We start from the raw sequence: 23,754 nt of genomic DNA, 5'->3' as shown, positions 1-23,754 counted from the left end.
GTAACGTCCCCTCCTTGTGAAAACTGGCATCCCACGAGCATGTCATTAAAGAGTTTTAGTGAACGTAAACGGTTGCTTTTTACTCTGGCGAGCGAAAGGAGAAAGACTGATGAGCGCCATAGATTCTCAAATTCCCTCATCTTCAGGGCAAGACCGCCCAACGGATGAGGTGGACCGCATATTATCACCAGGAAAGCTGATCATACTCGGTCTGCAACACGTCCTTGTTATGTACGCAGGCGCAGTCGCCGTCCCACTGATGATTGGTGACAGACTCGGACTCTCGAAAGAAGCTATCGCAATGCTGATTAGCTCCGATCTCTTTTGCTGCGGTATCGTCACATTATTGCAATGTATCGGCATTGGTCGCTTTATGGGAATTCGCCTGCCGGTGATTATGTCGGTGACCTTTGCGGCTGTAACGCCAATGATTGCCATTGGGATGAACCCGGATATCGGTCTACTGGGGATTTTTGGCGCGACCATTGCGGCCGGTTTTATCACCACGCTATTAGCACCACTTATTGGTCGCTTAATGCCTTTATTCCCACCGTTAGTTACCGGTGTGGTTATTACCTCTATCGGACTGAGTATTATTCAGGTAGGCATTGACTGGGCTGCTGGCGGTAAAGGCAATCCACAATATGGCAATCCGGTTTATTTAACCATTTCCTTCGCCGTCTTAATTTTCATCTTGCTTATCACCCGTTACGCCAAAGGATTTATGTCCAATGTCGCCGTATTACTGGGGATTGTATTTGGCTTCTTGTTGTCGTGGATGATGAATGAAGTGAATCTGTCTGGGCTGAATGATGCTTCGTGGTTCGCAATTGTCACGCCAATGTCGTTTGGTACGCCAGTTTTCGATCCGGTTTCCATTCTGACCATGACCGCTGTGTTAATCATCGTATTTATTGAGTCGATGGGGATGTTCCTGGCCTTGGGGGAAATTGTCGGTAGAAAACTTTCTTCACAAGACATTATTCGCGGGCTACGCGTAGATGGCATAGGGACAATGATCGGCGGCACGTTTAACAGCTTCCCGCATACTTCCTTTTCGCAAAACGTTGGCCTGGTCAGCGTGACGCGCGTTCACAGTCGCTGGGTGTGTATCTCTTCCGGGATTATATTAATCATGTTCGGGATGGTGCCCAAAATGGCGGTGCTGGTAGCTTCCATTCCGCAATTTGTACTAGGCGGTGCAGGATTAGTAATGTTCGGTATGGTGCTGGCGACGGGGATCCGCATTCTGTCGCGCTGTAACTACACCACCAACCGCTACAACCTGTATATCGTGGCTATTAGCCTTGGCGTGGGTATGACCCCGACGCTTTCTCATGATTTCTTTTCTAAGTTACCGGCGGTACTGCAACCGTTGTTACATAGCGGCATTATGTTGGCGACTATCAGCGCGGTGGTGCTGAATGTCTTTTTCAATGGTTATCAGCATCATGCCGATCTGGTGAAGGAATCTGTCTCTGATAAAGATTTAAAAGTCAGAACAGTGCGTATGTGGCTTTTGATGCGCAAGCTAAAGAAAAATGAGCATGGTGAATGATATGAACCTATTAATACGCACTATATTCAGTCTGTTATTACTCTTAATGATCTCCATTCCTGTCATTTCTGACTGCGTGGCAATGGCTATTGAAAGTCGCTTCAAATATATGATGCTGCTTTTTTAAATGACCTTTCTCTGTCAGCATCCGTTCAAAACGGGCGGATGCCGATAAACACTCACTTGGTTAATCATTTGACTCTTCAGTTATCTATAATGACGAGTGATTAGAATTACATGTGAGAAATTATGCAAACGGAACACGTCATTTTACTAAATGCACAGGGAGTCCCCTCGGGTACGCTGGAAAAATATGCCGCACACACGGCAGACACCCCATTACATCTCGCGTTCTCCTGCTGGCTATTTAATGCTAAGGGACAACTGCTGGTTACCCGCCGCGCACTAAGCAAAAAAGCGTGGCCAGGCGTGTGGACTAACTCGGTGTGCGGTCATCCACAACAGGGTGAAAGCAATGAAGAGGCGGTAATCCGCCGTTGCCGCTATGAACTGGGCGTGGAAATAACGTCACCCGAATCGGTTTATCCAGACTTCCACTATCGCGCCACTGACCCGAATGGCATTGTCGAAAATGAAATGTGTCCAGTCTTTGCCGCACGAATTACCAGCGCGTTACAGCCCAACGGTGATGAAGTGATGGATTATCAATGGTGTGATTTAGCAGATGTATTACACGGTATTGATGCCACATCGTGGGCGTTCAGTCCGTGGATGGTGATGCAGGCGACAAATCGCGAAGCCAGAAAACGATTGTCTGCATTTACACAGATTAAATAAAAAACTCCGACGGTTGCCGAGGTAACAGATTGCTGACAATGTGCTCGCTGTTTTATGCCGGATGCGGCGTGAACGCCTTATCCGGCCTACAAAGTCGTGAAAATGCAATATATTGCAGAGGCGATGTAGGCCTGATAAGCGTAGCGCATCAGGCAATTTTGCATTTGCCAAAAGTCATAACCCCGACATTTGCCGGGGTTGTGAGCATAACGTAATGCTTATTTTACCGGACGCATTGCCGGGAACAGAATAACGTCGCGGATGGTATGGCTGTTGGTGAACAGCATTACCATACGGTCGATACCAATACCCAGACCTGCTGTCGGCGGCAAACCATGTTCCAGTGCGGTGACGTAATCTTCGTCGTAGAACATCGCTTCGTCGTCGCCCGCATCTTTCGCGGCAACCTGATCCAGGAAGCGCTGCGCCTGATCTTCTGCATCGTTCAGCTCGCTAAAGCCGTTACCGATTTCACGACCACCGATAAAGAATTCAAAGCGGTCAGTGATTTCCGGGTTAACGTCGTTACGACGCGCCAGCGGAGAAACTTCTGCCGGATATTCAGTAATGAAGGTCGGCTGAATCAGATGTGCTTCTGCCACTTCTTCGAAGATCTCGGTAACGATACGGCCCAGACCCCAGCTCTTCTCAACGTGGATGCCGATAGATTCAGCAATCGCTTTTGCAGAGTCGAAGTTGTCCAGAGCCGCCATATCGGTTTCCGGGCGATATTTCTTGATCGCTTCACGCATGGTCAGTTTTTCGAACGGTTTACCGAAGTCCAGCGTCACGTCGCCGTAGGTCACTTCCGTCTTACCGAGAATATCCTGTGCCAGAGTACGGAACAGCGATTCGGTCAGCTCGATCAGATCTTTGTAATCCGCGTAAGCCATATAGAGTTCCATCATGGTGAACTCTGGGTTATGACGTACGGAAATACCTTCGTTACGGAAGTTACGGTTGATTTCGAATACACGCTCGAAGCCACCGACCACCAGACGCTTGAGGTACAGTTCCGGCGCGATACGCAGGTACATGTCGAGATCCAGCGCGTTATGGTGGGTGATGAACGGACGCGCAGCGGCACCGCCAGGGATCACCTGCATCATCGGCGTTTCAACTTCCATAAAGCCGCGGTTCACCATGAACTGGCGAATACCGGACAGAATTTGCGAACGCACTTTAAAGGTGTTACGGGATTCATCGTTAGAGATGAGATCCAAATAACGCTGACGATAGCGCGCTTCCTGATCCTGCAAGCCGTGGAATTTATCCGGCAGCGGACGCAGTGCTTTGGTCAGCAGACGCAGCTCGGTACAGTGGATAGACAGTTCGCCGGTTTTGGTTTTGAACAGCTTACCTTTCGCGCCGAGGATGTCGCCGAGGTCCCATTTTTTGAACTGCTCGTTGTAAACGCCTTCCGGCAGATCGTCACGGGCAACGTACAGCTGAATGCGACCGCCAACGTCCTGCAGGGTAACGAAAGACGCTTTACCCATAATACGGCGGGTCATCATGCGGCCAGCAACGGCAACTTCGATGTTCAGCGCTTCCAGTTCTTCGTTCTCTTTACCGTCGAATTCTGCGTGCAATTGGTCAGAGGTATGATCGCGACGGAAATCGTTCGGGAAGGCAATCCCCTGCTCGCGCAGGTTCGCCAGCTTCTCACGACGCGTTTTCAGTTCATTGTTAAGATCGACTACCGCGTCAGCGCCCTGTGCGTTTTGTTCAGACATGTTGGTTCCTCATAACCCTGCTTTCAAACTTGCTTCGATAAATTGATCCAGACTGCCGTCCAGCACGGCCTGCGTGTTGCGGGTTTCTACCCCAGTGCGCAGATCTTTAATGCGGGAGTCATCAAGGACATAAGAACGAATCTGGCTGCCCCAGCCGATGTCGGACTTGGTGTCTTCCATCGCCTGTTTCTCGGCATTCTTCTTCTGCATCTCCAGTTCATAAAGCTTCGCTTTCATCTGCTTCATGGCCTGGTCTTTGTTCTTGTGCTGGGAACGGTCGTTCTGGCACTGGGTCACGATCCCGGTCGGGATGTGAGTAATACGCACCGCAGATTCGGTACGGTTAACGTGCTGACCGCCCGCGCCGGACGCGCGATAAACGTCAATGCGCAGATCCGCCGGGTTGATTTCGATATCAATATCATCATCAACTTCCGGGTAAACAAACGCGGAGCTGAACGACGTGTGGCGACGACCGCCGGAGTCAAACGGGCTCTTACGCACCAGGCGGTGAACGCCGGTTTCTGTACGCAGCCAGCCGTAAGCGTAATCGCCGGAGATTTTGATAGTCACGGATTTAATACCCGCCACTTCACCTTCCGACTCTTCGATGATTTCAGTTTTGAAACCGCGCGATTCCGCCCAGCGCAGATACATACGCTCAAGCATGCTCGCCCAGTCTTGCGCTTCCGTACCGCCAGACCCCGCCTGAATATCGAGGTAGCAGTCGGCGCTGTCATATTCGCCAGAGAACATACGGCGGAACTCAAGCTGCGCCAGTTTTTCTTCCAGGGCGTCCAGTTCAGCAACGGCTTCGTTAAAGGTTTCTTCGTCGTCAGCTTCTACAGCCAGTTCCAGCAGACCAGAAACATCTTCCAGCCCCTGTTTCATTTGGTCGAGGGTGTCGACAACGGCTTCGAGGGAGGAACGCTCTTTACCCAGCGCCTGTGCGCGTTCGGGTTCGTTCCAGACATCCGGCTGTTCCAGCTCGGCGTTTACTTCTTCCAGACGCTCTTTCTTGGCGTCATAGTCAAAGATACCCCCTAAGAACGTCGGAGCGTTCCGTGAGGTCCTGAATGCGATTATTTACCGGATTAATTTCAAACATGGTCTGATTTCTTTTATTGAGCTAGTCAAAATGCGGTGATAAGAGCGGGATTGTACCGAATCCACGCTCTTTTTTATAGAGAAGATGACGCTAAATTGGCCAGATATTGTCGATGATAATTTGCAGGCTGCGGTTGCCACGAAACTCGTTGATATCGAGCTTGTACGCAAGTTGCACTTCGCGCACGCCGTTATCCGGCCAGAGGGCGGTATCGACATTAAAAGCAATACCATCCAGCAGTGGACCGCCGCCGACCGGTTCGACCATCACCTTCAAATGACGCTCGCCTACCAACCGCTGTTGCAGCAGGCGGAAATGGCCATCAAACAGTGGTTCCGGGAACATCTGCCCCCACGGGCCAGCATCACGTAGCAGCTGCGCCACTTCCATGGTCATCTCTTCAGCGCTTAACGGGCCGTCGGAGACGACTTCACCCTGTAATAATGCGGGGTCCAGCCACTCGGTAACCAGTTCGCCAAAGCGTTGCTGAAAAAGTTCGAATTTATCCTCTTCCAGCGACAGGCCTGCCGCCATCGCATGGCCGCCAAACTTGAGCATCATGCCCGGATAGAGCGTGTCTAAGCGCTCCAGCGCATCGCGCATATGCAGCCCCTGAATGGAGCGTCCAGAACCTTTTAACGTACCGTCTCCCGCTGGCGCAAACGCAATAACCGGACGGTGAAAACGCTCTTTAATCCGCGAAGCCAGAATACCGACAACCCCCTGATGCCATTCAGGATGATACATTGCCAGCCCGCCGGGCAGCGTGTCGCGACTTCGCTCCAGTTTCTCGCACAGAGTCAGCGCCTCAACCTGCATTCCCTGTTCAATCTCTTTGCGCGTCTGGTTTAGCGCATCGAGTTCATTTGCCAGCACACGCGCTTCGCCGATGTTGTCGCACAGCAACAGCGCCACACCGACGGACATATCATCCAGTCGCCCGGCAGCATTGAGACGTGGCCCCAACGCAAAACCTAAATCGCTGGCGGCGAGTTTTTGCGGATCGCGGTTTGCCACTTCCAGCAGAGCTTTAATCCCAGGGCGGCACTTCCCGGCGCGGATTCGGCTCATGCCCTGCCAGGTCAGGATACGGTTATTCGCATCCAGCGGCACCACGTCCGCCACCGTCCCGAGCGCCACCAGATCCAGCAATTCCGCCAGATTAGGGATTGCAATGCCACGGTCATCAAACCAGCCCTGATCGCGCAAAAAGGTGCGCAGCGCCAGCATCAGATAAAATGCGACGCCTACGCCTGCCAGTGACTTCGATGGAAAGCCGCAGTCACGCAAGTTAGGGTTAATAATGGCTTCCGCCGCAGGTAACGTATCGCCCGGCAAATGGTGATCGGTAACAATAACCGGAATGCCCAGCGTGCGAGCGTGTTCAACGCCCGCGTGAGAGGAAATGCCGTTATCTACCGTCACAATCAGCTGCGCGCCACGGGCATGCGCCTGCTCAACCACTTCCGGACTTAAGCCGTAACCGTCTTCAAAACGGTTCGGCACCAGGAAGTCGATGTTGGCGCAGCCAAGCGAACGCATCGCCAGCACGCTAAGGGCGGTACTGGTGGCGCCGTCGGCGTCGAAATCTCCGACCACAATTATCCGCGTTCCTTCGCGAAAAGCGTTGTAAAGGATCTCAACGGCCTTTTCGACGCCGCTCAGTTGCTGCCAGGGCAGCATGCCTTTAACACCGCGTTCCAGTTCCTGCGCGCTACGCACGCCCCGGCTGGCGTATAAACGACGCAGCAAGGGCGGCAGATCAGCAGGCAGGTCTGCCGTTTCATCGATTTCACGGCGACGAAGTTTTATCTGTTGTTTCACGCGAATTATTTACCGCTGGTCATTTTTTGGTGTTCGTCGAGGAATTCTTTCATGTCTTTCGGCGGCTGGTAGCCCGGCACCAGAGTACCGTTGCTCAGCACAATCGCCGGAGTACCACTGACGCCAAGCTGGACGCCAAGCGCGTAATGGTTGGCAATATCCACGTCGCAACTGGCTGGCGCGACGCTTTTACCCGCCATCACATCATCAAACGCTTTATTTTTATCTTTCGCACACCAGATGGCTTTCATTTGTTGCTCAGCCTGGCTCTCCAACCCCTGGCGCGGGAAAGCGAGATAACGCACGGTGATCCCCAGCGCGTTGTAGTCTGCCATCTGCTCATGCAGCTTGTGGCAGTAGCCACAAGTAATATCGGTGAACACGGTGATGACGTGTTTTTCCTGCGGCGCTTTATAAACAATCATATCTTTTTCAAGCGCGTTCAGTTGCTTTAACAGCATCTTATTGGTGACATTGACCGGAGCCGTGCCGCTAACGTCATACATTGGCCCCTGAATGATATGTTTACCATCATCGGTGATGTACAGCACACCGCTGTTAGTCAGAACTGTCTTCATACCAGCCACGGGTGCGGGCTGAATATCGCTGCTTTTGATGCCCATTTTGGCTAACGTTTGTTGAATTGCCGCGTCATCCGCCTGAACAAAGCCTGAAAACGCCGCCAACAAAGTAAACAACATAAAACCTTTCTTCATAAATCTTCCCGTTCTTTTCAGACATCACGCCCGTGGGTGATGCTGTTGATGAAGTTGCCGCAGACGCTCGGTAGCGACATGCGTATAAATTTGCGTGGTGGAGAGATCGCTATGGCCCAACAACATCTGCACCACGCGTAGGTCCGCACCATGATTTAACAAATGAGTGGCAAAGGCATGACGCAACACATGCGGTGACAGCTTTTCGCTATCGATACCCGCCAGCACGGCATAATGTTTAATGCGGTGCCAAAAGGTCTGGCGCGTCATCTGCTGAGCGCGCTGGCTGGGAAACAGCACGTCAATCGACACACCGTTCAATAGCCATGGTCGCCCGTGTTCCAGATAGTTTTCCAGCCAGTAGACCGCCTCTTCACCTAACGGCACAAGACGCTCTTTGTTGCCTTTACCAATGACCCGTACCACGCCCTGGCGCAGACTAATGTCGCTCATTGTCAGCCCAACCAGTTCCGAGACACGCAGCCCGGTAGCATACAGCACTTCGAGCATCGCTTTATCGCGAAGCTCCAGAGGCTGATCGACTAAAGGTGCCTGTAATAATCTTTCAACCTGCGCTTCGCTTAAATCTTTCGGCAAACGCTGGGGCAATTTCGGCGAAGCCAGATGCGCACTGGGATCGTCTTCACGAAATTTTTCGCGATAAAGATACTGGAACAATCGGCGCACTGCACTCAGCAAACGCGCTGAACTGGTGGCTTTATACCCGCCCTCCAGCCGTTCTGCCAGTAATGCCTGCAAATCGTCACTTTGTGCCGTTGCCAGCGTCAGCCCACGATGATGCAACCACTCCACCATCATTGACAGATCGCGACGGTATGCGTTCAACGTATTTTCGGCGAGATTTTTTTCCAGCCACAGGGCATCCAGAAACTGCTCGATGCGTGCCAGATCTTGTTTCACTTGCGCCCCTTATCGTTACTCGTTTGATCCATTATGCCTTATTGTGCCGTGACTAAAGCGATTCTGATACACTAGCCGCAAAAGCCACAGCAGAATCGAGAAGCTTACGTTATGAATATGGGTCTTTTTTACGGTTCCAGCACCTGTTACACCGAAATGGCGGCGGAAAAAATCCGCGATATTATCGGCCCAGAACTGGTGACCTTACATAACCTCAAGGACGACTCCCCGAAATTAATGGAGCAGTACGATGTGCTCATTCTGGGTATCCCGACCTGGGATTTTGGCGAAATCCAGGAAGACTGGGAAGCCGTCTGGGATCAGCTCGACGACCTGAACCTCGAAGGTAAAATTGTTGCGTTATATGGGCTTGGCGATCAGCTGGGATACGGCGAGTGGTTCCTTGATGCGCTCGGCATGCTGCATGACAAACTCTCGACCAAAGGCGTGAAGTTCGTCGGCTACTGGCCAACGGAAGGATATGAGTTTACCAGCCCGAAACCGGTGATTGCTGACGGACAGCTGTTCGTGGGTCTGGCGCTGGATGAAACTAACCAGTATGACCTTAGCGACGAGCGTATTCAGAGCTGGTGTGAGCAAATCCTTAACGAAATGGCAGAGTATTACGCCTGATGTGACTGACGGCTTTGCGCATTAGCGTTGCCGTCATGTTTACCTTTGCGTCTCTTGTTGCAACAAAATTCGCCGTAAATCCCGCCATTCGGCTTCGTCCATGCTGTCTGCTGCCAGCCATAAATGTTGCCGTTTACCGCTGTCAGAACGTAAACGCAGCATCATGCCGCTTTTAATCATCCACGGCGCTTTGACGATGCTCCACTCTTGCCCTTGCCAACGCAAACGCCCGTTCATCAACAGGCGAATCTCCCCCTGACGAGCATTAATGCGCCGCTGGCTGCGAACGCAATCAAACACCACCAGCGAAAGCAACACCATCCATAACGGGGTGTAACTGAGCGGCCAGGGCATGAGTAAAATAACAGCGGCAACCAGCCCATGAATCAGCAAGGAAAGCCACTGTGCGCGCCAGGAGACGCGCAAATCAGATTGCCACAGGACCACGTTCCCGGTTCCGTGTCTGGATAAGTCGGACCATCATTTCCAGTTCTGCATCGGCCGGTTTACCGTGATTCATCAGCCAGTTGAACAGGTCCGGGTCGTCGCATTCCAGCAGACGAATAAAGATGCGTTTTTCGTCATCACTTAAGCTGTCGTACTCATGTTCGAAAAACGGCATGATTGAAATATCGAGTTCGCGCATACCACGGCGGCATGCCCAATGAATGCGGGCTTTGTTGTTAATGTCCATCTTCTTCCTGTCTCACGAAAATCCAGTACCTGGCTATTGTAACGTGTTTTTCGACTTCTTTTGCGGGAATATCGGTAAACACAATCGCGATCGCGAAATTAATCCGCAACAATTCAATGGCTTCATTTTTTTGGATGTCGCCTCGCAAAGCATATCAGAAGGCACAGATCGCGTAGTGAAAGCACTTGCATTGCCTCATAGCTCTTTTACCATTAGTCATTAATACGCCGTTTGTTACACAGGACTCCATTATGGCTTTTACACCTTTTCCTCCCCGTCAGCCTACGGCTTCTGCCCGTTTACCACTGACGCTGATGACGCTTGATGACTGGGCGCTTGCCACCATTACTGGCGCGGACAGCGAAAAATATATGCAGGGTCAGGTGACAGCAGACGTCAGCCAGATGACAGAAGACCAGCATTTGCTCGCCGCGCATTGCGACGCCAAAGGTAAAATGTGGAGCAATTTACGTCTGTTCCGCGACGGCGATGGCTTTGCGTGGATTGAACGCCGCAGCGTGCGTGATTCGCAGCTGACTGAACTGAAAAAATATGCGGTGTTTTCTAAAGTGACCATCGTGCCGGACGATGAACGCGTGCTGCTCGGTGTTGCCGGTTTTCAGGCACGCGCCGCGCTGGAAAATCTCTTCAGCGAAATGCCTTCGAAGGAAAAACAAGTAGTCAGAGAAGGTGCGACCACACTGCTATGGTTTGAACACCCGGCAGAACGTTTTCTGATCGTAACCGATGAAGCTACCGCTAATACTTTGACCGATAAACTGCGCGGTGAAGCGGAACTGAATAATAGCCAACAGTGGCTGGCATTAAACATTGAAGCGGGTTTCCCTGTTATTGACGCTGCTAACAGTGGGCAGTTTATCCCGCAGGCGACTAACCTTCAGGCGCTGGGCGGTATCAGCTTTAAGAAAGGCTGCTATACCGGGCAAGAGATGGTGGCACGAGCTAAGTTCCGCGGAGCCAACAAACGCGCGCTCTGGTTGCTGGCGGGTAGCGCCAGCCGTTTGCCGGCAGCTGGTGAAGACTTAGAGCTGAAAATGGGCGAAAACTGGCGTCGTACCGGTACGGTGCTGGCTGCGGTAAAACTGGAAGATGGTCAGGTCGTGGTTCAGGTCGTCATGAATAACGATATGGAACCGGACAGCATCTTCCGCGTTCGTGATGATGCGAATACATTGCGTATCGAACCGCTGCCGTATTCGCTGGAAGAGTAAACGCTGTATCGCTTCGGGCATCTATTGCCTGATGCGACGCTGGTGCGTCTTATCAGGCCTGGGACTTGGTGCCTTTTTCACAAGTGGGAAGCGGCCCGTAGGCCGGATAAGGCGTTCACGCCGCATCCGGCAGTTGCGCTCCGATGCCTGATGCGACACTTGTGTGTCTTTTCAGGCCGACAAAGGCACAGCCATTACGGCTGTCCAATATACAAATAGATCGCCAGGAAATGGCACACACTGCCGCCGAGCACAAAGCCGTGCCAGATGGCGTGGTTGTAGGGGATGCGTTTGCAGACGTAGAAAATCACCCCAAGCGAGTAAACCACTCCGCCTACCGCCAGTAAGGTAACGCTGCCCGCCGCGAGCTTAACTGCCATTTCATAAATTACCACCAGCGACAGCCAGCCCATCGCCAGATAGGTCACCAGAGATAAAATTTTGAATCGGTGCGCGATGGTCAGTTTGAACAGAATCCCCAGCAAAGCCAGGCTCCAGATAACAATCATCAACCCACGCGCTAACGGAGAATCCAGCCCCACCAGCAAAAACGGCGTGTAGGTTCCGGCAATCAACAGGTAAATTGCGCAATGGTCAAATTTCTTCAGCCACATTTTTGCCCGTTGATGGGGAATCGCGTGATAGAGCGTCGAAGCGAGGAACAGCAGGATCATACTGCCGCCATAAAGGCTGTAACTGGTTATCGCCGTGGCGCTGGCATTAAGATCCACCGCCTGAACCAGTAGCAACACCAGCCCAACGATACCAAACACCAACCCAATGCCGTGACTGATGCTGTTGGCAATTTCCTCTGCCAGCGAATATCCCTGCTTAATGAGAGGCTTCTGAACCATAACTTACTCCGGAGAAACGTACACGCACGTGAACACTTCTCCAGCGTAACTGAGAATAGTTCCAGTGAACACCTGTTAGCTAAAATAAATTCTGATTTGAGAGTAATCTCCGAAAAATCATGAAATTAAATGTGAAATTTCAACTAACAGGCGTGAGTTCAATTTAAAGACATTTAAATTCAATCACATAAAACTGTGTCTGACCGGGATAGATATCGGTAATGACCGTTTTCAGTTCAGCCAGAGTCATATTTTCCTGTTGTGCATGTTTTTCTGTGAGAGTATCCAGCGTTACGGTTGAAGTTGCGGTGACTTCAATGGTGCAAAAATAGCCGTCATCTTCAAAGCGCCCGACGCGAAGCACATCGCCCGATTTAAAGTGCGATTCAGACTCGTCGCGAATAGTGATGGTTTTACGCCCAGCCAGAATGTCATCCTGGAAACGTTGAAAAAAAGTGATGTCGTTTGGCTGCATGGTACTATTTCCTGTAAGAATTGACTCATTTGGAGCCTATGATAGTGAAAAAACTCACCTTACCGAAAGATTTCTTATGGGGCGGCGCAGTAGCCGCTCATCAGGTCGAAGGCGGCTGGAACAAAGGCGGCAAAGGGCCGAGTATTTGTGACGTACTGACTGGTGGCGCACACGGCGTGCCGCGCGAAATCACCAAAGAAGTCTTGCCGGGCAAATACTATCCGAACCATGAAGCCGTTGATTTTTATGGTCACTACAAGGAAGACATCAAACTATTTGCCGAAATGGGCTTCAAATGTTTTCGGACTTCCATCGCCTGGACACGCATTTTTCCAAAAGGCGATGAAGCTCAGCCAAACGAAGAAGGGCTGAAGTTCTACGATGATATGTTCGATGAACTGCTGAAATACAACATCGAACCGGTGATCACCCTCTCCCACTTTGAAATGCCGCTGCATCTGGTGCAGCAATACGGTAGCTGGACCAACCGTAAAGTGGTTGATTTCTTTGTCCGTTTCGCGGAAGTGGTATTTGAACGCTATAAGCATAAAGTCAAATACTGGATGACCTTCAACGAAATTAACAACCAGCGTAACTGGCGTGCGCCGCTGTTCGGTTACTGCTGCTCCGGCGTGGTTTATACCGAGCATGAAAACCCGGAAGAGACGATGTATCAGGTGCTGCATCACCAGTTTGTCGCCAGCGCCCTGGCGGTGAAAGCCGCGCGTCGCATTAACCCGGAGATGAAAGTCGGCTGTATGCTGGCGATGGTGCCGCTCTATCCTTACTCCTGTAACCCGGACGATGTGATGTTCGCTCAGGAGTCGATGCGCGAGCGCTACGTCTTTACCGATGTGCAGCTGCGTGGCTATTACCCGTCCTATGTGTTGAACGAGTGGGAGCGTCGCGGATTTAACATCAAGATGGAAGATGGCGATCTGGATATACTGCGCGAAGGCACCTGCGATTATCTTGGTTTCAGCTATTACATGACCAACGCAGTGAAGGCCGAAGGCGGCACCGGCGATGCCATCTCTGGTTTTGAAGGCAGCGTACCAAACCCGTATGTGAAAGCATCTGACTGGGGATGGCAGATTGATCCGGTGGGTCTGCGCTATGCACTATGCGAATTGTATGAGCGTTATCAGAAGCCGCTGTTTATTGTCGAAAACGGTTTTGGCGCTTACGACAAAGTGGAAGAAGACGGCAGCATCAACGACGACTACCGCATTGATTACCTGCGCGCCCATATCGAGGAGATGAAAAAAGCGGTGACTTACGATGGCGTAGATCTGATGGGCTACACACCGTGGGGCTGCATCGACTGCGTGTCATTCACTACCGGGCAGTACAGCAAACGCTACGGCTTTATCTATGTGAATAAACATGACGACGGTACTGGCGATATGTCGCGTTCACGTAAGAAGAGCTTTGACTGGTACAAAGAAGTGATTGCCAGCAACGGCGAGAAGCTTTAAGTCGATGAAGTACCGGATGCAATACTCGTTGCATCCGGTCAGATAACTTTCCTGTTTTATTTTCCACCCGCCAAATCGATAAAACTTCCCGTGACATAAGAGGCTTTATCACTTAACAGCCAGACGATGGCCTGCGCGACCTCTTCCGCCTGTCCGCCGCGCTGCATGGGGATGTTCGACTTGACGCGATCTACGCGTCCGGGTTCACCGCCGCTGGCGTGCATTTCGGTATAAATAAACCCTGGCCGCACGCCGTTAACGCGAATTCCTTGCGCAGCGACTTCCAGAGACAGTCCGGTGGTTAACGTATCAATCGCCCCTTTCGATGCCGCATAATCAACGTATTCTCCCGGCGATCCCAGCAGTGAGGCCACTGAAGAGACATTGACGATAGCACCGCCATTACCGCCGTTTTTTAGCGCCATACGCTTTACTGCTTCGCGGCAGCAGAGAAAAAAACCCGTCACGTTGGTGGAAAGTACCCGGTTGATTCGCTCTGCGGTAAGGTTTTCTACGGTGCACTGGGTAAACAAGATCCCGGCGTTATTGACCAGCGCGGCTAGCGGTTCATCGTGCTGATCGATTGCTGTAAACATCGCGACGACCTGGTTTTCGTCGCTGATATCCGCCTGGAGTGCAAATGCCTTGCCACCGGCTTGCGTTATTAAGTTCACCACTTCCTGCGCCGCGTGGAGGTTTTGTTGATAATTAACCGCCACCGTATACCCTTCTTGCGCCAACAGTAATGCAGTTGCCCGCCCGATGCCGCGACTGCCACCGGTCACAAGTGCTGTAGCCATTTGTTTTTCCCAAAAAATAAAGGCGCCAAAGCGCCTTTCAAATTATTGATGACAAAGTACTTTTATTATGCCGGATGCGGCGTGAACGCCTTATCCTGCCTACAAGATCGTGCAAATTCAATACATTGCACAGACTATGTAGGCCTGATAAACGAAGTGCATCAGGCAATGTTGAGTTTGACATCAGTGTCAAAGGCGCCGAAGCGCCTTTAGAAGATAGTCGAATCAGTAAATTACTGGTATTCGCTAATCGGTACGCAGGAGCAGAACAGGTGACGGTCGCCGTAAACATCATCCAGACGTTTCACCGTCGGCCAGTATTTGTCTGCCACGCCTGCCGGGAATACTGCAACTTCACGGCTGTACGGATGCGCCCACTCGGCGACCAGTTCGCTCTGAATGTGCGGCGCGTTCACCAGCGGGTTATCTTCCAGCGGCCAGACACCGGCTTTCACCTGGTCGATTTCTGCGCGGATAGCCAGTATCGCGTCGATAAAGCGATCCAGTTCCACTTTGCTTTCAGATTCAGTCGGTTCAACCATCAGCGTACCCGCCACCGGGAATGACATCGTCGGCGCGTGGAAACCGTAGTCGATCAGGCGCTTGGCAATATCCAGCTCGCTGATGCCGGTTTCGTCTTTCAACGGACGAATATCGAGAATACATTCGTGCGCCACGCGACCGTCGCGACCGGTATACAGCACCGGGAAGGCATCCTGCAGGCGGCTGGCAATATAGTTGGCGTTAAGAATTGCCACCTGGCTTGCTTTTTTCAGCCCTTCTGCGCCCATCATGCGGATGTACATCCAGCTGATTGGCAGGATAGAGGCGCTACCGAACGGTGCCGCAGAAACCGCGCCCTGACGGGTTAACATGCCTTCGATTTGCACCACGCTATGACCCGGTACAAACGGTGCCAGATGCGCTTTCACGCCGATCGGTCCCATACCCGGACCACCACCGCCGTGCGGAATGCAGAAAGTTTTATGCAGGTTGAGGTGCGAAACGTCTGCGCCAATAAAGCCCGGCGAGGTGATGCCAACCTGAGCATTCATGTTCGCACCATCAAGGTAAACCTGACCGCCGAACTGATGCACGACTTCACACACTTCACGGATCGTTTCTTCATACACGCCGTGGGTGGACGGATAGGTCACCATGATACAGGAGAGGTTATCGCCCGCCTGTTCCGCTTTCGCGCGCAGATCAGCCAGATCGATGTTGCCGTTTTTATCACACGCCACAACCACCACCTGCATTCCTGCCATATGTGCAGAAGCGGGGTTAGTTCCGTGCGCAGAAGCCGGGATCAGGCAGATATCGCGATGCCCTTCGTTGCGGCTTTCATGATAATGACGAATCGCCAGCAGGCCCGCGTATTCGCCCTGTGCGCCAGAGTTCGGCTGCATACAGACGGCGTCGTAACCGGTCAGTTTCACCAGCCAGTCAGCCAGCTGCGCAATCATCTGCTGATAACCTTCGGCCTGTTCCGGCGGGCAGAACGGGTGCAGTTCTGCAAATTCCGGCCAGGTGATTGGGATCATCTCGGCGGCGGCGTTCAGTTTCATGGTGCAGGAACCCAGCGGGATCATCGCCTGATTCAGCGCCAGATCTTTACGCTCCAGCGAGTGCATATAGCGCATCATTTCGGTTTCGCTGTGGTAGCGATTAAACACCGGATGGGTGAGGATTTCGTCGTCGCGCAGCATCGCAGGCTGAATAGAGCGGCTGTCGTGAGCCACGTCTTTGTCCAGCGTGTCGATCTCCAGCCCGTGGTTATCGCCCAGCAGCACGCTGAAAAGCTGCATCACGTTTTCGCGCGTGGTGGTTTCATCAAGGGTGATCCCAACCGCGTTCAGAATATCGCTACGCAGGTTGATTTCAGCCGCTTCGGCACGCGCCAGTACGCCCGCTTTGTCTGCCACTTCCACACACAAAGTGTCGAAATAGTGCGCATGGCGCAGCTTCAGACCTTTTTGTTGCAGGCCCGCCGCCAGAATATCGGTCAGACGGTGGATGCGATTAGCGATACGTTTCAGGCCAACCGGGCCGTGATAAACGGCATACAGGCTGGCGATGTTTGCCAGAAGTACCTGGGAAGTACAAATGTTGGAGTTCGCTTTCTCACGGCGAATATGTTGCTCGCGAGTCTGCATCGCCATGCGCAGCGCGGTATTGCCAGCTGCATCTTTCGATACACCGATAATACGGCCCGGCATTGAGCGTTTGTATTCATCTTTCGCCGCAAAGAATGCCGCGTGCGGGCCACCGTAGCCCATCGGCACACCAAAGCGTTGCGCCGAACCAAAAACAATATCCGCGCCCTGTTTACCCGGCGCGGTTAACAGCACCAGCGCCATAATATCGGCGGCGACGCTGACCACAATTTTGCGTGATTTCAGTTCGCTGATAAGCGCAGTGTAGTCATGGATTTCGCCCGTCGTACCGACCTGCTGTAACAGCACGCCGAACACCTCCTGGTGATCGAGCACTTTTTGCGCGTCATCGACAATCACTTCAAAACCAAAGGTTTCGGCACGGGTGCGAACCACATCCAGCGTTTGCGGATGAACGTCAGAAGCAACGAAGAAGCGGTTGGCATTTTTCAGTTTGCTGACGCGTTTCGCCATCGCCATTGCTTCGGCGGCAGCAGTGGCTTCGTCAAGAAGAGAAGCCGAAGCCATATCCAGCCCGGTTAAATCCAGCGTTACCTGCTGGAAGTTGAGCAGTGCTTCGAGGCGGCCCTGGGAGACTTCAGGTTGATACGGAGTATACGCGGTATACCAGCCCGGATTTTCCAGCATGTTACGCAGAATAACCGGCGGCAACTGCACGGCGGTGTAACCCATGCCAATGTAAGACGTGAAGCGTTTATTGCGACTGGCAATAGCCTTGAGTTCCGCCAGCGCGGCGTATTCGGTCGCCGGTGCGCCAACCTGCGGCGGAGTCGCAAGCTGAATATCTTTCGGCACAATCTGGCCGGTCAGCGCGTTTAACGATTGTGCGCCAACGGCATTCAGCATTTCTTGCTGTTGCGCGGCGTCCGGTCCGATATGGCGTTCAATAAAAGCGCCGCTGTTTTCAAGCTGGCTTAACGTCTGTGTCATGAGCGATGGTTCCTGAAACGTGCAGTGAATTGTGAACCTCTCTCCTTGCGAAGAGAGTGAGGGTGAGGCGTAAATTTCCCTCACCCTGATCCTCTCCCGCAGAAGAGGATTAAAGCCGTTACTCGTCTTCTAACAATGCTTCGTATGCGGTCGCATCCAGCAGTGATTCCAGTTCGCTTTCATCGCTGGCTTTGATTTTAAAGATCCAGCCGCCTGCATACGGTTCGCTGTTCACCAGTTCCGGGGAATCGCTCAGTGCGTCGTTTACCGCCACGATTTCACCGCTTACTGGCGCATAAATGTCTGACGCTGCTTTTACTGATTCGGCAACCGCGCAGTCATCGCCCGCGCTAACCGTTGCGCCGACTTCCGGCAGGTCAACAAACACCATATCGCCTAACAGCTCCTGAGCGTGCTCGGTGATGCCAACGGTGTAAGTGCCGTCAGCTTCTTTACGCAGCCATTCGTGTTCTTTGCTGTATTTCAGTTCTGCTGGTACGTTGCTCATCAATCAATCTCCAAAAAAGTAAATCACGCGACGGCTTTGCCGTTACGCACAAAAACAGGTTTCGTCACTTTAACCGGCATTTCACGGTTGCGAATTTGCACAATCGCTGTTTCACCAATACCTTCCGGCACGCGCGCCAGCGCAATGCTGTAACCCAGCGTCGGTGAGAAAGTACCGCTGGTGATAATGCCTTCATGCTGGTTGCCCTGCGCGTCGGTAAAACGTACCGGCAGTTCATTACGCAGCACGCCTTTTTCGGTCATCACCAGACCAACCAGTTTTTCTGTGCCATGCTCACGCTGCACTTCCAGAGCTTCACGGCTGATAAAGTCACGATCTGCCGGTTCCCAGGCGATAGTCCAGCCCATGTTGGCGGCTAAAGGAGAAATGGTTTCGTCCATCTCCTGACCATAAAGATTCATGCCCGCTTCCAGACGCAGCGTGTCACGCGCGCCCAGGCCGCATGGCTTAACGCCCGCTTCCACCAGCGCGCGCCAGAAATCCGCCGCTTTTTCATTGGGCAGCGCAATTTCGTAGCCCGCTTCACCGGTATAACCAGTGGTGGCAATAAACAGATCGCCCGCCTGCACGCCAAAGAACGGTTTCATCCCTTCCACCGCCTGACGCTGGGCGTCATTAAACAGTGTGGCAGCTTTTGCCTGCGCATTCGGCCCTTGTACGGCAATCATGGAAAGGTCATCACGAACGGTAATTTCGATGCCGAAAGGTTCAGCGTGTTGGATAATCCAGGAGAGGTCTTTTTCGCGGGTGGCGGAGTTAACAACGAGGCGGAAGAAATCTTCAGTGAAGTAGTAGACGATGAGGTCATCTATCACACCGCCAGAGGCATTCAGCATCCCCGAGTAAAGGGCTTTGCCGCTTTTGGTGAGCTTCGCCACATCGTTCGCCAGCAGATAACGCAGAAACTCCCGGGTGCGGCTGCCGCGGAGATCGACGATGGTCATATGCGACACATCAAACATTCCGGCATCGGTACGTACCGCATGATGTTCGTCGATTTGCGAACCGTAATGCAGCGGCATCATCCAGCCGTGGAAATCCACCATGCGAGCGCCGCAAAGCGTGTGTTGTTCGTACAAAGGAGTCTGTTGTGCCATCTTGTCCTCATTGAATAAGCGGGGCTGACAACTTTTCGCGGTGAAATTGTCACCACGAAACCCAGCACTGGAGCCACTCCCGGTCCCCAACGCAATCGTTCTCTTTTCCCTGAACTTACCACCGAAACAGACGGTTAACCATAAGGAAAAATTGATCATCACATTAGCTTATGGTTAAAAATTGCAAAAATGACAACAGGACAAAAAACCAAATAACGCTGTACCTGCAAACAAACATAACGAGTTAATAAAACAGTTTTGAATAAATCGATATTAAGAACTAAAAAATTGTCAAAAATCACTAAATCAAAAATTCACGACATTAGAAAATATAATGCGAAATTGCGGGTGAAATTAGTTTATTTCAAATGAGGAAAATCTCCCGGCGAAAAACCGGGAGATGAAAGTGTGATGGGTATCAAATAAACAAAAGATGAGAAATTTTTAACGCAGCCATTCAGGCAAATCGTTTAATCCCATTGCCTGACGGATAAGCTGGGGCTTAACGCCAGGAAGCGTGTCGGCCAGTTTCAGACCAATATCACGCAGCAGTTTTTTCGCAGGATTAGCTCCAGAAAACAGATCGCGGAATCCCTGCATACCTGCCAGCATCAGCGCCGCGCTGTGCTTGCGGCTACGCTCATAGCGACGCAGGTAAATGTACTGCCCGATGTCTTTACCCTGACGATGCAACCGTTTCAGTTCAGCAATCAGCTCTGCAGCATCCATAAAGCCGAGATTTACCCCCTGCCCCGCCAGCGGGTGGATGGTATGCGCGGCGTCGCCCACCAGCGCCAGACGGTGCGCGGCAAACTGGCGCGCATAACGCCCCGTCAGCGGAAACACCTGACGCTCGCTCTCAACCTTGCATAAGCCCAGGCGATTATCAAAAGCGATATTTAACGCGCGATTAAATTCGTCTTCCCCTGCCTGCTGCATCCGCTGCGCTTCCTCTGGCGACAGTGACCAGACAATCGAGCAAAGATGCGGATCGCTAAGCGGTAAAAAGGCCAGAATGCCTTCGCCATGGAAAACCTGCCGCGCCACCGCATCATGCGGTTCTTCCGTGCGAATGGTCGCCACCAGCGCGTGATGCTGATAATCCCAGAAAGTCAGCGGAATATCGGCCTTGTTGCGCAACCAGGAATTAGCGCCGTCCGCACCAATTACCAGACGCGCCGTTAACATGCTGCCATCTTTCAGCGTCAGGAAGGTTTCGTTTTCCCCCCAGGCAACCTGTTGTAATTCTGCGGGGGCCAGCAGGGTGATATCTGACGACTGCAGCGCTTTGTTCCACAGCGCGTAGTGAATCACTGAGTTTTCAACGACATGCCCAAGATGGCTATAGCCCATGCTTTGATCGTCAAACGAGATGTGACCAAAACTGTCTTTATCCCACACTTCCATACCGTGATAACAGCTGGCTCGGCGAGAGAGGATGTCCTGCCAGACGCCAAGACGGGTGAGTAATTTTTCGCTGGCGGCATTGATAGCCGAAACGCGCAGTTGTGGTGGTGCATCCGCCGCCAGAGGTTCCGGTACGCGCTGCTCCAGTACGGCAACGCGTAAGCCGCTCCCCTGTAAGCCGCAGGCAACCGCCAGCCCCACCATGCCGCCGCCAACAATGGCTACATCAACACTTTGCATTGTTTATTCCTTAAAACCGCCTTCAACGCGCCACCCAACCGAGGGTGCGCTGCGCCAGCACATCGCGTGCCGGGGTGAATAATTCCATCGTCATCAGTCCGATGTTGCGCCCGACAACCAGCGGCGCCCAACGGTTGGCAAAAAGATGTACCAGACTGTCCGTGACGCCGATGGTTGCTTCGCGATCGCTCTGTCGACGCTGCTGATAACGGCATAATACGCCGTAATCACCAATGTCTTCTGCGCGCTCCTGCGCCTGGGTCAGGGTTTCCGCAAGGCTCATCACATCACGCATACCGAGGTTAAATCCTTGCCCGGCAATCGGGTGCAGGGTTTGCGCCGCATTGCCCACCAGCACGGTGCGATGGGTAATCGGTCTGGCGGCGCGGGTTAACGCCAGCGGATAAGCACTGCGTTTACCGGCGTGGGTAATTTGCCCCAGTCGCCAGCCAAAGGCAGACTGGAGTTCATGGCAAAACTTCTCGTCGCTCCACGCCAACACTTCTTCGCGCCGTTCCAGTGGATGACACCAGACCAGCGAACAGCGTCCTTCAGACATCGGCAACATCGCCAGTGGACCATGTTGCGTAAAGCGTTCAAAAGCGCGGCCTTCGTGCGCAACGGAAGTCGCAACGTTCGCAATCACAGCCAGTTGTTCGTAGGGCTCCTGCTGCCAGTCAACGCCGCACACAGTGGCTAACGCTGAATGGGTGCCATCAGCGGCTATCAGCACGCGGCCCGTCAGCGTCTCGCCACTCTCCAGCGTCACTTCAACGTTAGCTGGGGTACGAACAACATTAGCAATGCGATCCGGGCAATGCACCGTTACGCCAGGCGCTTTGCGCAACAGCGAAAACAGCCGCTGCCCGACATTATGCAATTCGACAACCTGCCCCAGCGCCGCCAGTTGGTAATCTTCTGCGGCGAGGGTGACGAATCCGGCATGACCGCGATCACTGACATGCACGGTGGTGATGGCGGTTGCGCAATCAGCCAGAGATTGCCAGACGCCAATGCGCGCCAGTTGCTGGCAGGTACCCGCCGCCAGCGCAATCGCTCGCCCATCAAAGCCCGGATGAGCATGTGACTCTGGCGCGGTCGCTTCAATCAAATGTACCGGCAGCGCCCCGTGACTTAACCGGGAAATAGCCAGCGCCAGCGTCGCGCCCGCCATGCCGCCACCGACGATGATTACGCTCATTGCTTTCTCGCAGCTGCCATCAACGCTTCAATTTCTTCCGGCTTTTTCACCACGCTGGCGGTGAGGTTTTCGTTGCCGTTTTCGGTAATCACAATGTCGTCTTCAATACGAATGCCGATCCCACGATATTGTTCTGGTACATCCGCATCCGGCGCAATATACAGACCAGGCTCTACGGTCAGCACCATACCCGGTTCAAGAATGCGCGAGCGCTCCTGGCCATAAACGCCCACATCATGGACATCCAGTCCTAACCAGTGGCTAAGGCCATGCATAAAGAAAGGACGATGGGCGTTCTGAGCGATCAGTTCATCGACTTCACCTTTGAGGATGCCGAGTTTTACCAGGCCGCTAACCATGATACGCACAACTTCCCCGGTGACTTCCTGAATGGAGGTTCCCGGACGATACAGACGCAAGCTGGTTTCGAGAGATTCCAGCACAATGTCGTAGATTTCGCGCTGGGCCTGGGTGAATTTGCCGTTGACCGGGAAGGTACGGGTGATATCGCCCGCGTAACCTTTATATTCACAACCAGCATCAATCAACACCAGGTCGCCGTCGCGCAGTTCACACTCGTTTTCGGTGTAATGCAGAATGCAGCCGTTTTCACCACTGCCGACAATGGTGTTATAGGAAGGATAGCGCGCACCGTGGCGGTTGAATTCGTGGTGAATTTCGCCTTCCAGATGGTACTCGAACATCCCCGGACGGCATTTTTCCATCGCCCGGGTATGCGCCAGTGCGGTGATTTCACCCGCGCGGCGAAGTACGGCAATCTCTTCCGGCGATTTGAACAGGCGCATTTCATGAACAATGGGACGCCAGTCGATCATCGTTGCTGGCGCGGTGAGATTTTGCCGCGAGCCTTTACGCAGTTTTTCCAGCGCACTATTCACGATTTCATCAGCATATGCATATTCGCCCTGGGCGTGGTAAACCACATCCAGACCATTAAGTAGTTGATAAAGTTGCTGATTGATTTCGCTGAACGCCAGAGCGCGATCAACGCCCAGTTTCTCTGGCGCGGCATCCTGACCTAAACGACGGCCAAACCAGATCTCCGCCGTCAGGTCGCGCACGCGGTTAAACAAAACGCTGTGGTTATGAGTGTCATCGCTTTTAATCAGCACCAGCACCGCTTCCGGTTCATTAAAGCCGGTGAAGTACCAGAAGTCGCTGTTCTGACGATAGGGGTATTCGCTGTCGGCGCTACGGGTCACTTCTGGTGCCGCAAAAATCAGCGCGGCGCTGCCGGGTTGCATTTGCTCCACCAGGGCCTGACGGCGGCGCTGAAATTCCTGCTGAGATATCTCACTCATAACACTCTCCTTACGTTTTTTGTT

23 protein-coding genes are annotated in these 23,754 nt (G+C 52.7%); 7 read left to right on the top strand and 16 right to left on the bottom strand.

Features of this window, described 5'->3' with window-relative positions:
* Positions 1-109 precede the first annotated feature (109 nt).
* The 3 genes from uacT (at position 110) to idi (ending at position 2,356) form a co-directional block, all read left to right on the top strand.
* The gene (gene uacT / locus AACU94_RS01735; RefSeq protein ID WP_130207816.1) at positions 110-1,558 is read left to right on the top strand and encodes a urate/proton symporter UacT; all 1,449 of its coding nucleotides are present in this window, start codon (positions 110-112) and stop codon (positions 1,556-1,558) included.
* Between the two features lies 1 nt (position 1,559).
* Positions 1,560-1,685 carry a hypothetical protein gene (locus tag AACU94_RS01730; RefSeq protein WP_130217940.1) on the top strand — a complete coding sequence of 42 codons (126 nt, stop codon included), beginning with the start codon at positions 1,560-1,562 and terminating at the stop codon, positions 1,683-1,685.
* Positions 1,686-1,807: 122 nt separating this feature from the next.
* Positions 1,808-2,356 carry an isopentenyl-diphosphate Delta-isomerase gene (gene idi / locus AACU94_RS01725; protein WP_135488818.1) on the top strand — a complete coding sequence of 183 codons (549 nt, stop codon included), beginning with the start codon at positions 1,808-1,810 and terminating at the stop codon, positions 2,354-2,356.
* Between the two features lie 218 nt (positions 2,357-2,574).
* Here idi and lysS read toward each other — a convergent pair whose 3' ends face one another.
* From lysS to xerD, 5 genes are all read right to left on the bottom strand, one after another.
* On the bottom strand, positions 2,575-4,092 hold the full coding sequence (lysS, locus tag AACU94_RS01715; protein ID WP_135488817.1) for a lysine--tRNA ligase: 1,518 nt from the start codon (positions 4,090-4,092) through the stop codon (positions 2,575-2,577).
* 9 nt (positions 4,093-4,101) lie between these two features.
* A protein-coding gene (gene prfB / locus AACU94_RS01710; protein ID WP_096179399.1) for a peptide chain release factor 2 occupies positions 4,102-5,200 on the bottom strand; the annotation gives its coding sequence in 2 pieces (ribosomal slippage) (positions 4,102-5,124 and positions 5,126-5,200; 1,098 coding nt in all).
* A gap of 90 nt (positions 5,201-5,290) precedes the next feature.
* Entirely contained in the window at positions 5,291-7,024 is a 1,734-nt protein-coding gene (gene recJ / locus AACU94_RS01705; RefSeq protein ID WP_130217944.1) for a single-stranded-DNA-specific exonuclease RecJ, read from the bottom strand.
* Positions 7,025-7,029: 5 nt separating this feature from the next.
* The gene (gene dsbC / locus AACU94_RS01700) at positions 7,030-7,740 is read right to left on the bottom strand and encodes a bifunctional protein-disulfide isomerase/oxidoreductase DsbC (RefSeq protein WP_130207826.1); all 711 of its coding nucleotides are present in this window, start codon (positions 7,738-7,740) and stop codon (positions 7,030-7,032) included.
* 24 nt (positions 7,741-7,764) lie between these two features.
* A complete protein-coding gene (xerD, locus tag AACU94_RS01695) occupies positions 7,765-8,661 on the bottom strand; it encodes a site-specific tyrosine recombinase XerD (protein WP_064529792.1) in 897 nt (298 codons plus the stop codon).
* A 111-nt stretch (positions 8,662-8,772) separates the two neighbouring features.
* Here xerD and fldB point away from each other — a divergent pair, with 111 nt between their 5' ends.
* Positions 8,773-9,294, top strand: a complete 522-nt coding sequence (gene fldB / locus AACU94_RS01690; RefSeq protein WP_130207828.1) for a flavodoxin FldB — start codon at positions 8,773-8,775, stop codon at positions 9,292-9,294.
* Positions 9,295-9,333: 39 nt separating this feature from the next.
* Here the strand turns inward: fldB and AACU94_RS01685 are convergent, their stop codons facing one another.
* Both AACU94_RS01685 and sdhE read right to left on the bottom strand, forming a co-directional pair.
* Entirely contained in the window at positions 9,334-9,741 is a 408-nt protein-coding gene (locus tag AACU94_RS01685) for a protein YgfX (protein ID WP_135488816.1), read from the bottom strand.
* Positions 9,722-9,988 (bottom strand): FAD assembly factor SdhE, encoded by a 267-nt coding sequence (gene sdhE / locus AACU94_RS01680; protein WP_000354046.1) that lies wholly within the window; start codon positions 9,986-9,988, stop codon positions 9,722-9,724. The genes AACU94_RS01685 and sdhE overlap by 20 nt, the downstream gene beginning before the upstream one ends.
* A gap of 251 nt (positions 9,989-10,239) precedes the next feature.
* On the opposite strand from sdhE, the gene ygfZ reads away from it, so the two are divergent.
* Positions 10,240-11,220 carry a tRNA-modifying protein YgfZ gene (ygfZ, locus tag AACU94_RS01675; protein WP_135488815.1) on the top strand — a complete coding sequence of 327 codons (981 nt, stop codon included), beginning with the start codon at positions 10,240-10,242 and terminating at the stop codon, positions 11,218-11,220.
* Positions 11,221-11,414: 194 nt separating this feature from the next.
* Here the strand turns inward: ygfZ and trhA are convergent, their stop codons facing one another.
* On the bottom strand, positions 11,415-12,074 hold the full coding sequence (gene trhA, locus AACU94_RS01670) for a PAQR family membrane homeostasis protein TrhA (RefSeq protein ID WP_130217956.1): 660 nt from the start codon (positions 12,072-12,074) through the stop codon (positions 11,415-11,417).
* A gap of 163 nt (positions 12,075-12,237) precedes the next feature.
* Positions 12,238-12,549 (bottom strand): N(4)-acetylcytidine aminohydrolase, encoded by a 312-nt coding sequence (gene yqfB, locus AACU94_RS01665; RefSeq protein ID WP_135488814.1) that lies wholly within the window; start codon positions 12,547-12,549, stop codon positions 12,238-12,240.
* Between the two features lie 44 nt (positions 12,550-12,593).
* Here yqfB and bglA point away from each other — a divergent pair, with 44 nt between their 5' ends.
* Positions 12,594-14,027, top strand: a complete 1,434-nt coding sequence (gene bglA, locus AACU94_RS01660) for a 6-phospho-beta-glucosidase BglA (RefSeq protein WP_167856175.1) — start codon at positions 12,594-12,596, stop codon at positions 14,025-14,027.
* 56 nt (positions 14,028-14,083) lie between these two features.
* Here the strand turns inward: bglA and AACU94_RS01655 are convergent, their stop codons facing one another.
* The 4 genes from AACU94_RS01655 to gcvT form a co-directional block, all read right to left on the bottom strand.
* Complete coding sequence (locus AACU94_RS01655; RefSeq protein ID WP_135488812.1) at positions 14,084-14,827, bottom strand: SDR family oxidoreductase; 744 nt, start codon at positions 14,825-14,827, stop codon at positions 14,084-14,086.
* Between the two features lie 233 nt (positions 14,828-15,060).
* Positions 15,061-17,934: an aminomethyl-transferring glycine dehydrogenase gene (gene gcvP, locus AACU94_RS01650; protein WP_135488811.1), complete on the bottom strand. Its 2,874-nt coding sequence runs from the start codon at positions 17,932-17,934 to the stop codon at positions 15,061-15,063.
* Between the two features lie 118 nt (positions 17,935-18,052).
* Entirely contained in the window at positions 18,053-18,442 is a 390-nt protein-coding gene (gene gcvH / locus AACU94_RS01645) for a glycine cleavage system protein GcvH (protein WP_001295377.1), read from the bottom strand.
* A gap of 23 nt (positions 18,443-18,465) precedes the next feature.
* Positions 18,466-19,560, bottom strand: a complete 1,095-nt coding sequence (gcvT, locus tag AACU94_RS01640) for a glycine cleavage system aminomethyltransferase GcvT (RefSeq protein ID WP_135488810.1) — start codon at positions 19,558-19,560, stop codon at positions 18,466-18,468.
* A 258-nt stretch (positions 19,561-19,818) separates the two neighbouring features.
* Here gcvT and AACU94_RS24670 point away from each other — a divergent pair, with 258 nt between their 5' ends.
* A complete protein-coding gene (locus AACU94_RS24670) occupies positions 19,819-19,932 on the top strand; it encodes a hypothetical protein (RefSeq protein WP_445298347.1) in 114 nt (37 codons plus the stop codon).
* Between the two features lie 72 nt (positions 19,933-20,004).
* Here the strand turns inward: AACU94_RS24670 and ubiI are convergent, their stop codons facing one another.
* The 3 genes from ubiI to pepP are packed head-to-tail and all read right to left on the bottom strand — an operon-like array spanning position 20,005 to position 23,730.
* Positions 20,005-21,207, bottom strand: a complete 1,203-nt coding sequence (ubiI, locus tag AACU94_RS01635) for an FAD-dependent 2-octaprenylphenol hydroxylase (protein WP_135488809.1) — start codon at positions 21,205-21,207, stop codon at positions 20,005-20,007.
* A 22-nt stretch (positions 21,208-21,229) separates the two neighbouring features.
* A complete protein-coding gene (gene ubiH, locus AACU94_RS01630; protein WP_135488808.1) occupies positions 21,230-22,408 on the bottom strand; it encodes a 2-octaprenyl-6-methoxyphenyl hydroxylase in 1,179 nt (392 codons plus the stop codon).
* Positions 22,405-23,730 carry a Xaa-Pro aminopeptidase gene (gene pepP / locus AACU94_RS01625; protein WP_130258053.1) on the bottom strand — a complete coding sequence of 442 codons (1,326 nt, stop codon included), beginning with the start codon at positions 23,728-23,730 and terminating at the stop codon, positions 22,405-22,407. The genes ubiH and pepP overlap by 4 nt, the downstream gene beginning before the upstream one ends.
* Between the last annotated feature and the right edge of the window lie 24 nt (positions 23,731-23,754).

It is taken from the genome of Escherichia sp. E4702, from assembly GCF_963883545.1.
Taxonomy (GTDB): domain Bacteria; phylum Pseudomonadota; class Gammaproteobacteria; order Enterobacterales; family Enterobacteriaceae; genus Escherichia.
This window is presented reverse-complemented; position numbering and strand designations above follow the sequence as displayed.

Bases quoted from the DNA above. Each gene is read 5' to 3' on its own strand.
- uacT (WP_130207816.1), top strand. From the start codon at position 110: ATGAGCGCCATAGATTCTCAAATTCCCTCATCTTCAGGGCAAGACCGC.
- AACU94_RS01730 (WP_130217940.1), top strand. From the start codon at position 1,560: ATGAACCTATTAATACGCACTATATTCAGTCTGTTATTACTCTTAATG.
- idi (WP_135488818.1), top strand. From the start codon at position 1,808: ATGCAAACGGAACACGTCATTTTACTAAATGCACAGGGAGTCCCCTCG.
- lysS (WP_135488817.1), bottom strand. From the start codon at position 4,092: ATGTCTGAACAAAACGCACAGGGCGCTGACGCGGTAGTCGATCTTAAC.
- dsbC (WP_130207826.1), bottom strand. From the start codon at position 7,740: ATGAAGAAAGGTTTTATGTTGTTTACTTTGTTGGCGGCGTTTTCAGGC.
- fldB (WP_130207828.1), top strand. From the start codon at position 8,773: ATGAATATGGGTCTTTTTTACGGTTCCAGCACCTGTTACACCGAAATG.
- sdhE (WP_000354046.1), bottom strand. From the start codon at position 9,988: ATGGACATTAACAACAAAGCCCGCATTCATTGGGCATGCCGCCGTGGT.
- ygfZ (WP_135488815.1), top strand. From the start codon at position 10,240: ATGGCTTTTACACCTTTTCCTCCCCGTCAGCCTACGGCTTCTGCCCGT.
- trhA (WP_130217956.1), bottom strand. From the start codon at position 12,074: ATGGTTCAGAAGCCTCTCATTAAGCAGGGATATTCGCTGGCAGAGGAA.
- yqfB (WP_135488814.1), bottom strand. From the start codon at position 12,549: ATGCAGCCAAACGACATCACTTTTTTTCAACGTTTCCAGGATGACATT.
- AACU94_RS01655 (WP_135488812.1), bottom strand. From the start codon at position 14,827: ATGGCTACAGCACTTGTGACCGGTGGCAGTCGCGGCATCGGGCGGGCA.
- gcvP (WP_135488811.1), bottom strand. From the start codon at position 17,934: ATGACACAGACGTTAAGCCAGCTTGAAAACAGCGGCGCTTTTATTGAA.
- gcvH (WP_001295377.1), bottom strand. From the start codon at position 18,442: ATGAGCAACGTACCAGCAGAACTGAAATACAGCAAAGAACACGAATGG.
- gcvT (WP_135488810.1), bottom strand. From the start codon at position 19,560: ATGGCACAACAGACTCCTTTGTACGAACAACACACGCTTTGCGGCGCT.
- ubiI (WP_135488809.1), bottom strand. From the start codon at position 21,207: ATGCAAAGTGTTGATGTAGCCATTGTTGGCGGCGGCATGGTGGGGCTG.
- ubiH (WP_135488808.1), bottom strand. From the start codon at position 22,408: ATGAGCGTAATCATCGTCGGTGGCGGCATGGCGGGCGCGACGCTGGCG.
- pepP (WP_130258053.1), bottom strand. From the start codon at position 23,730: ATGAGTGAGATATCTCAGCAGGAATTTCAGCGCCGCCGTCAGGCCCTG.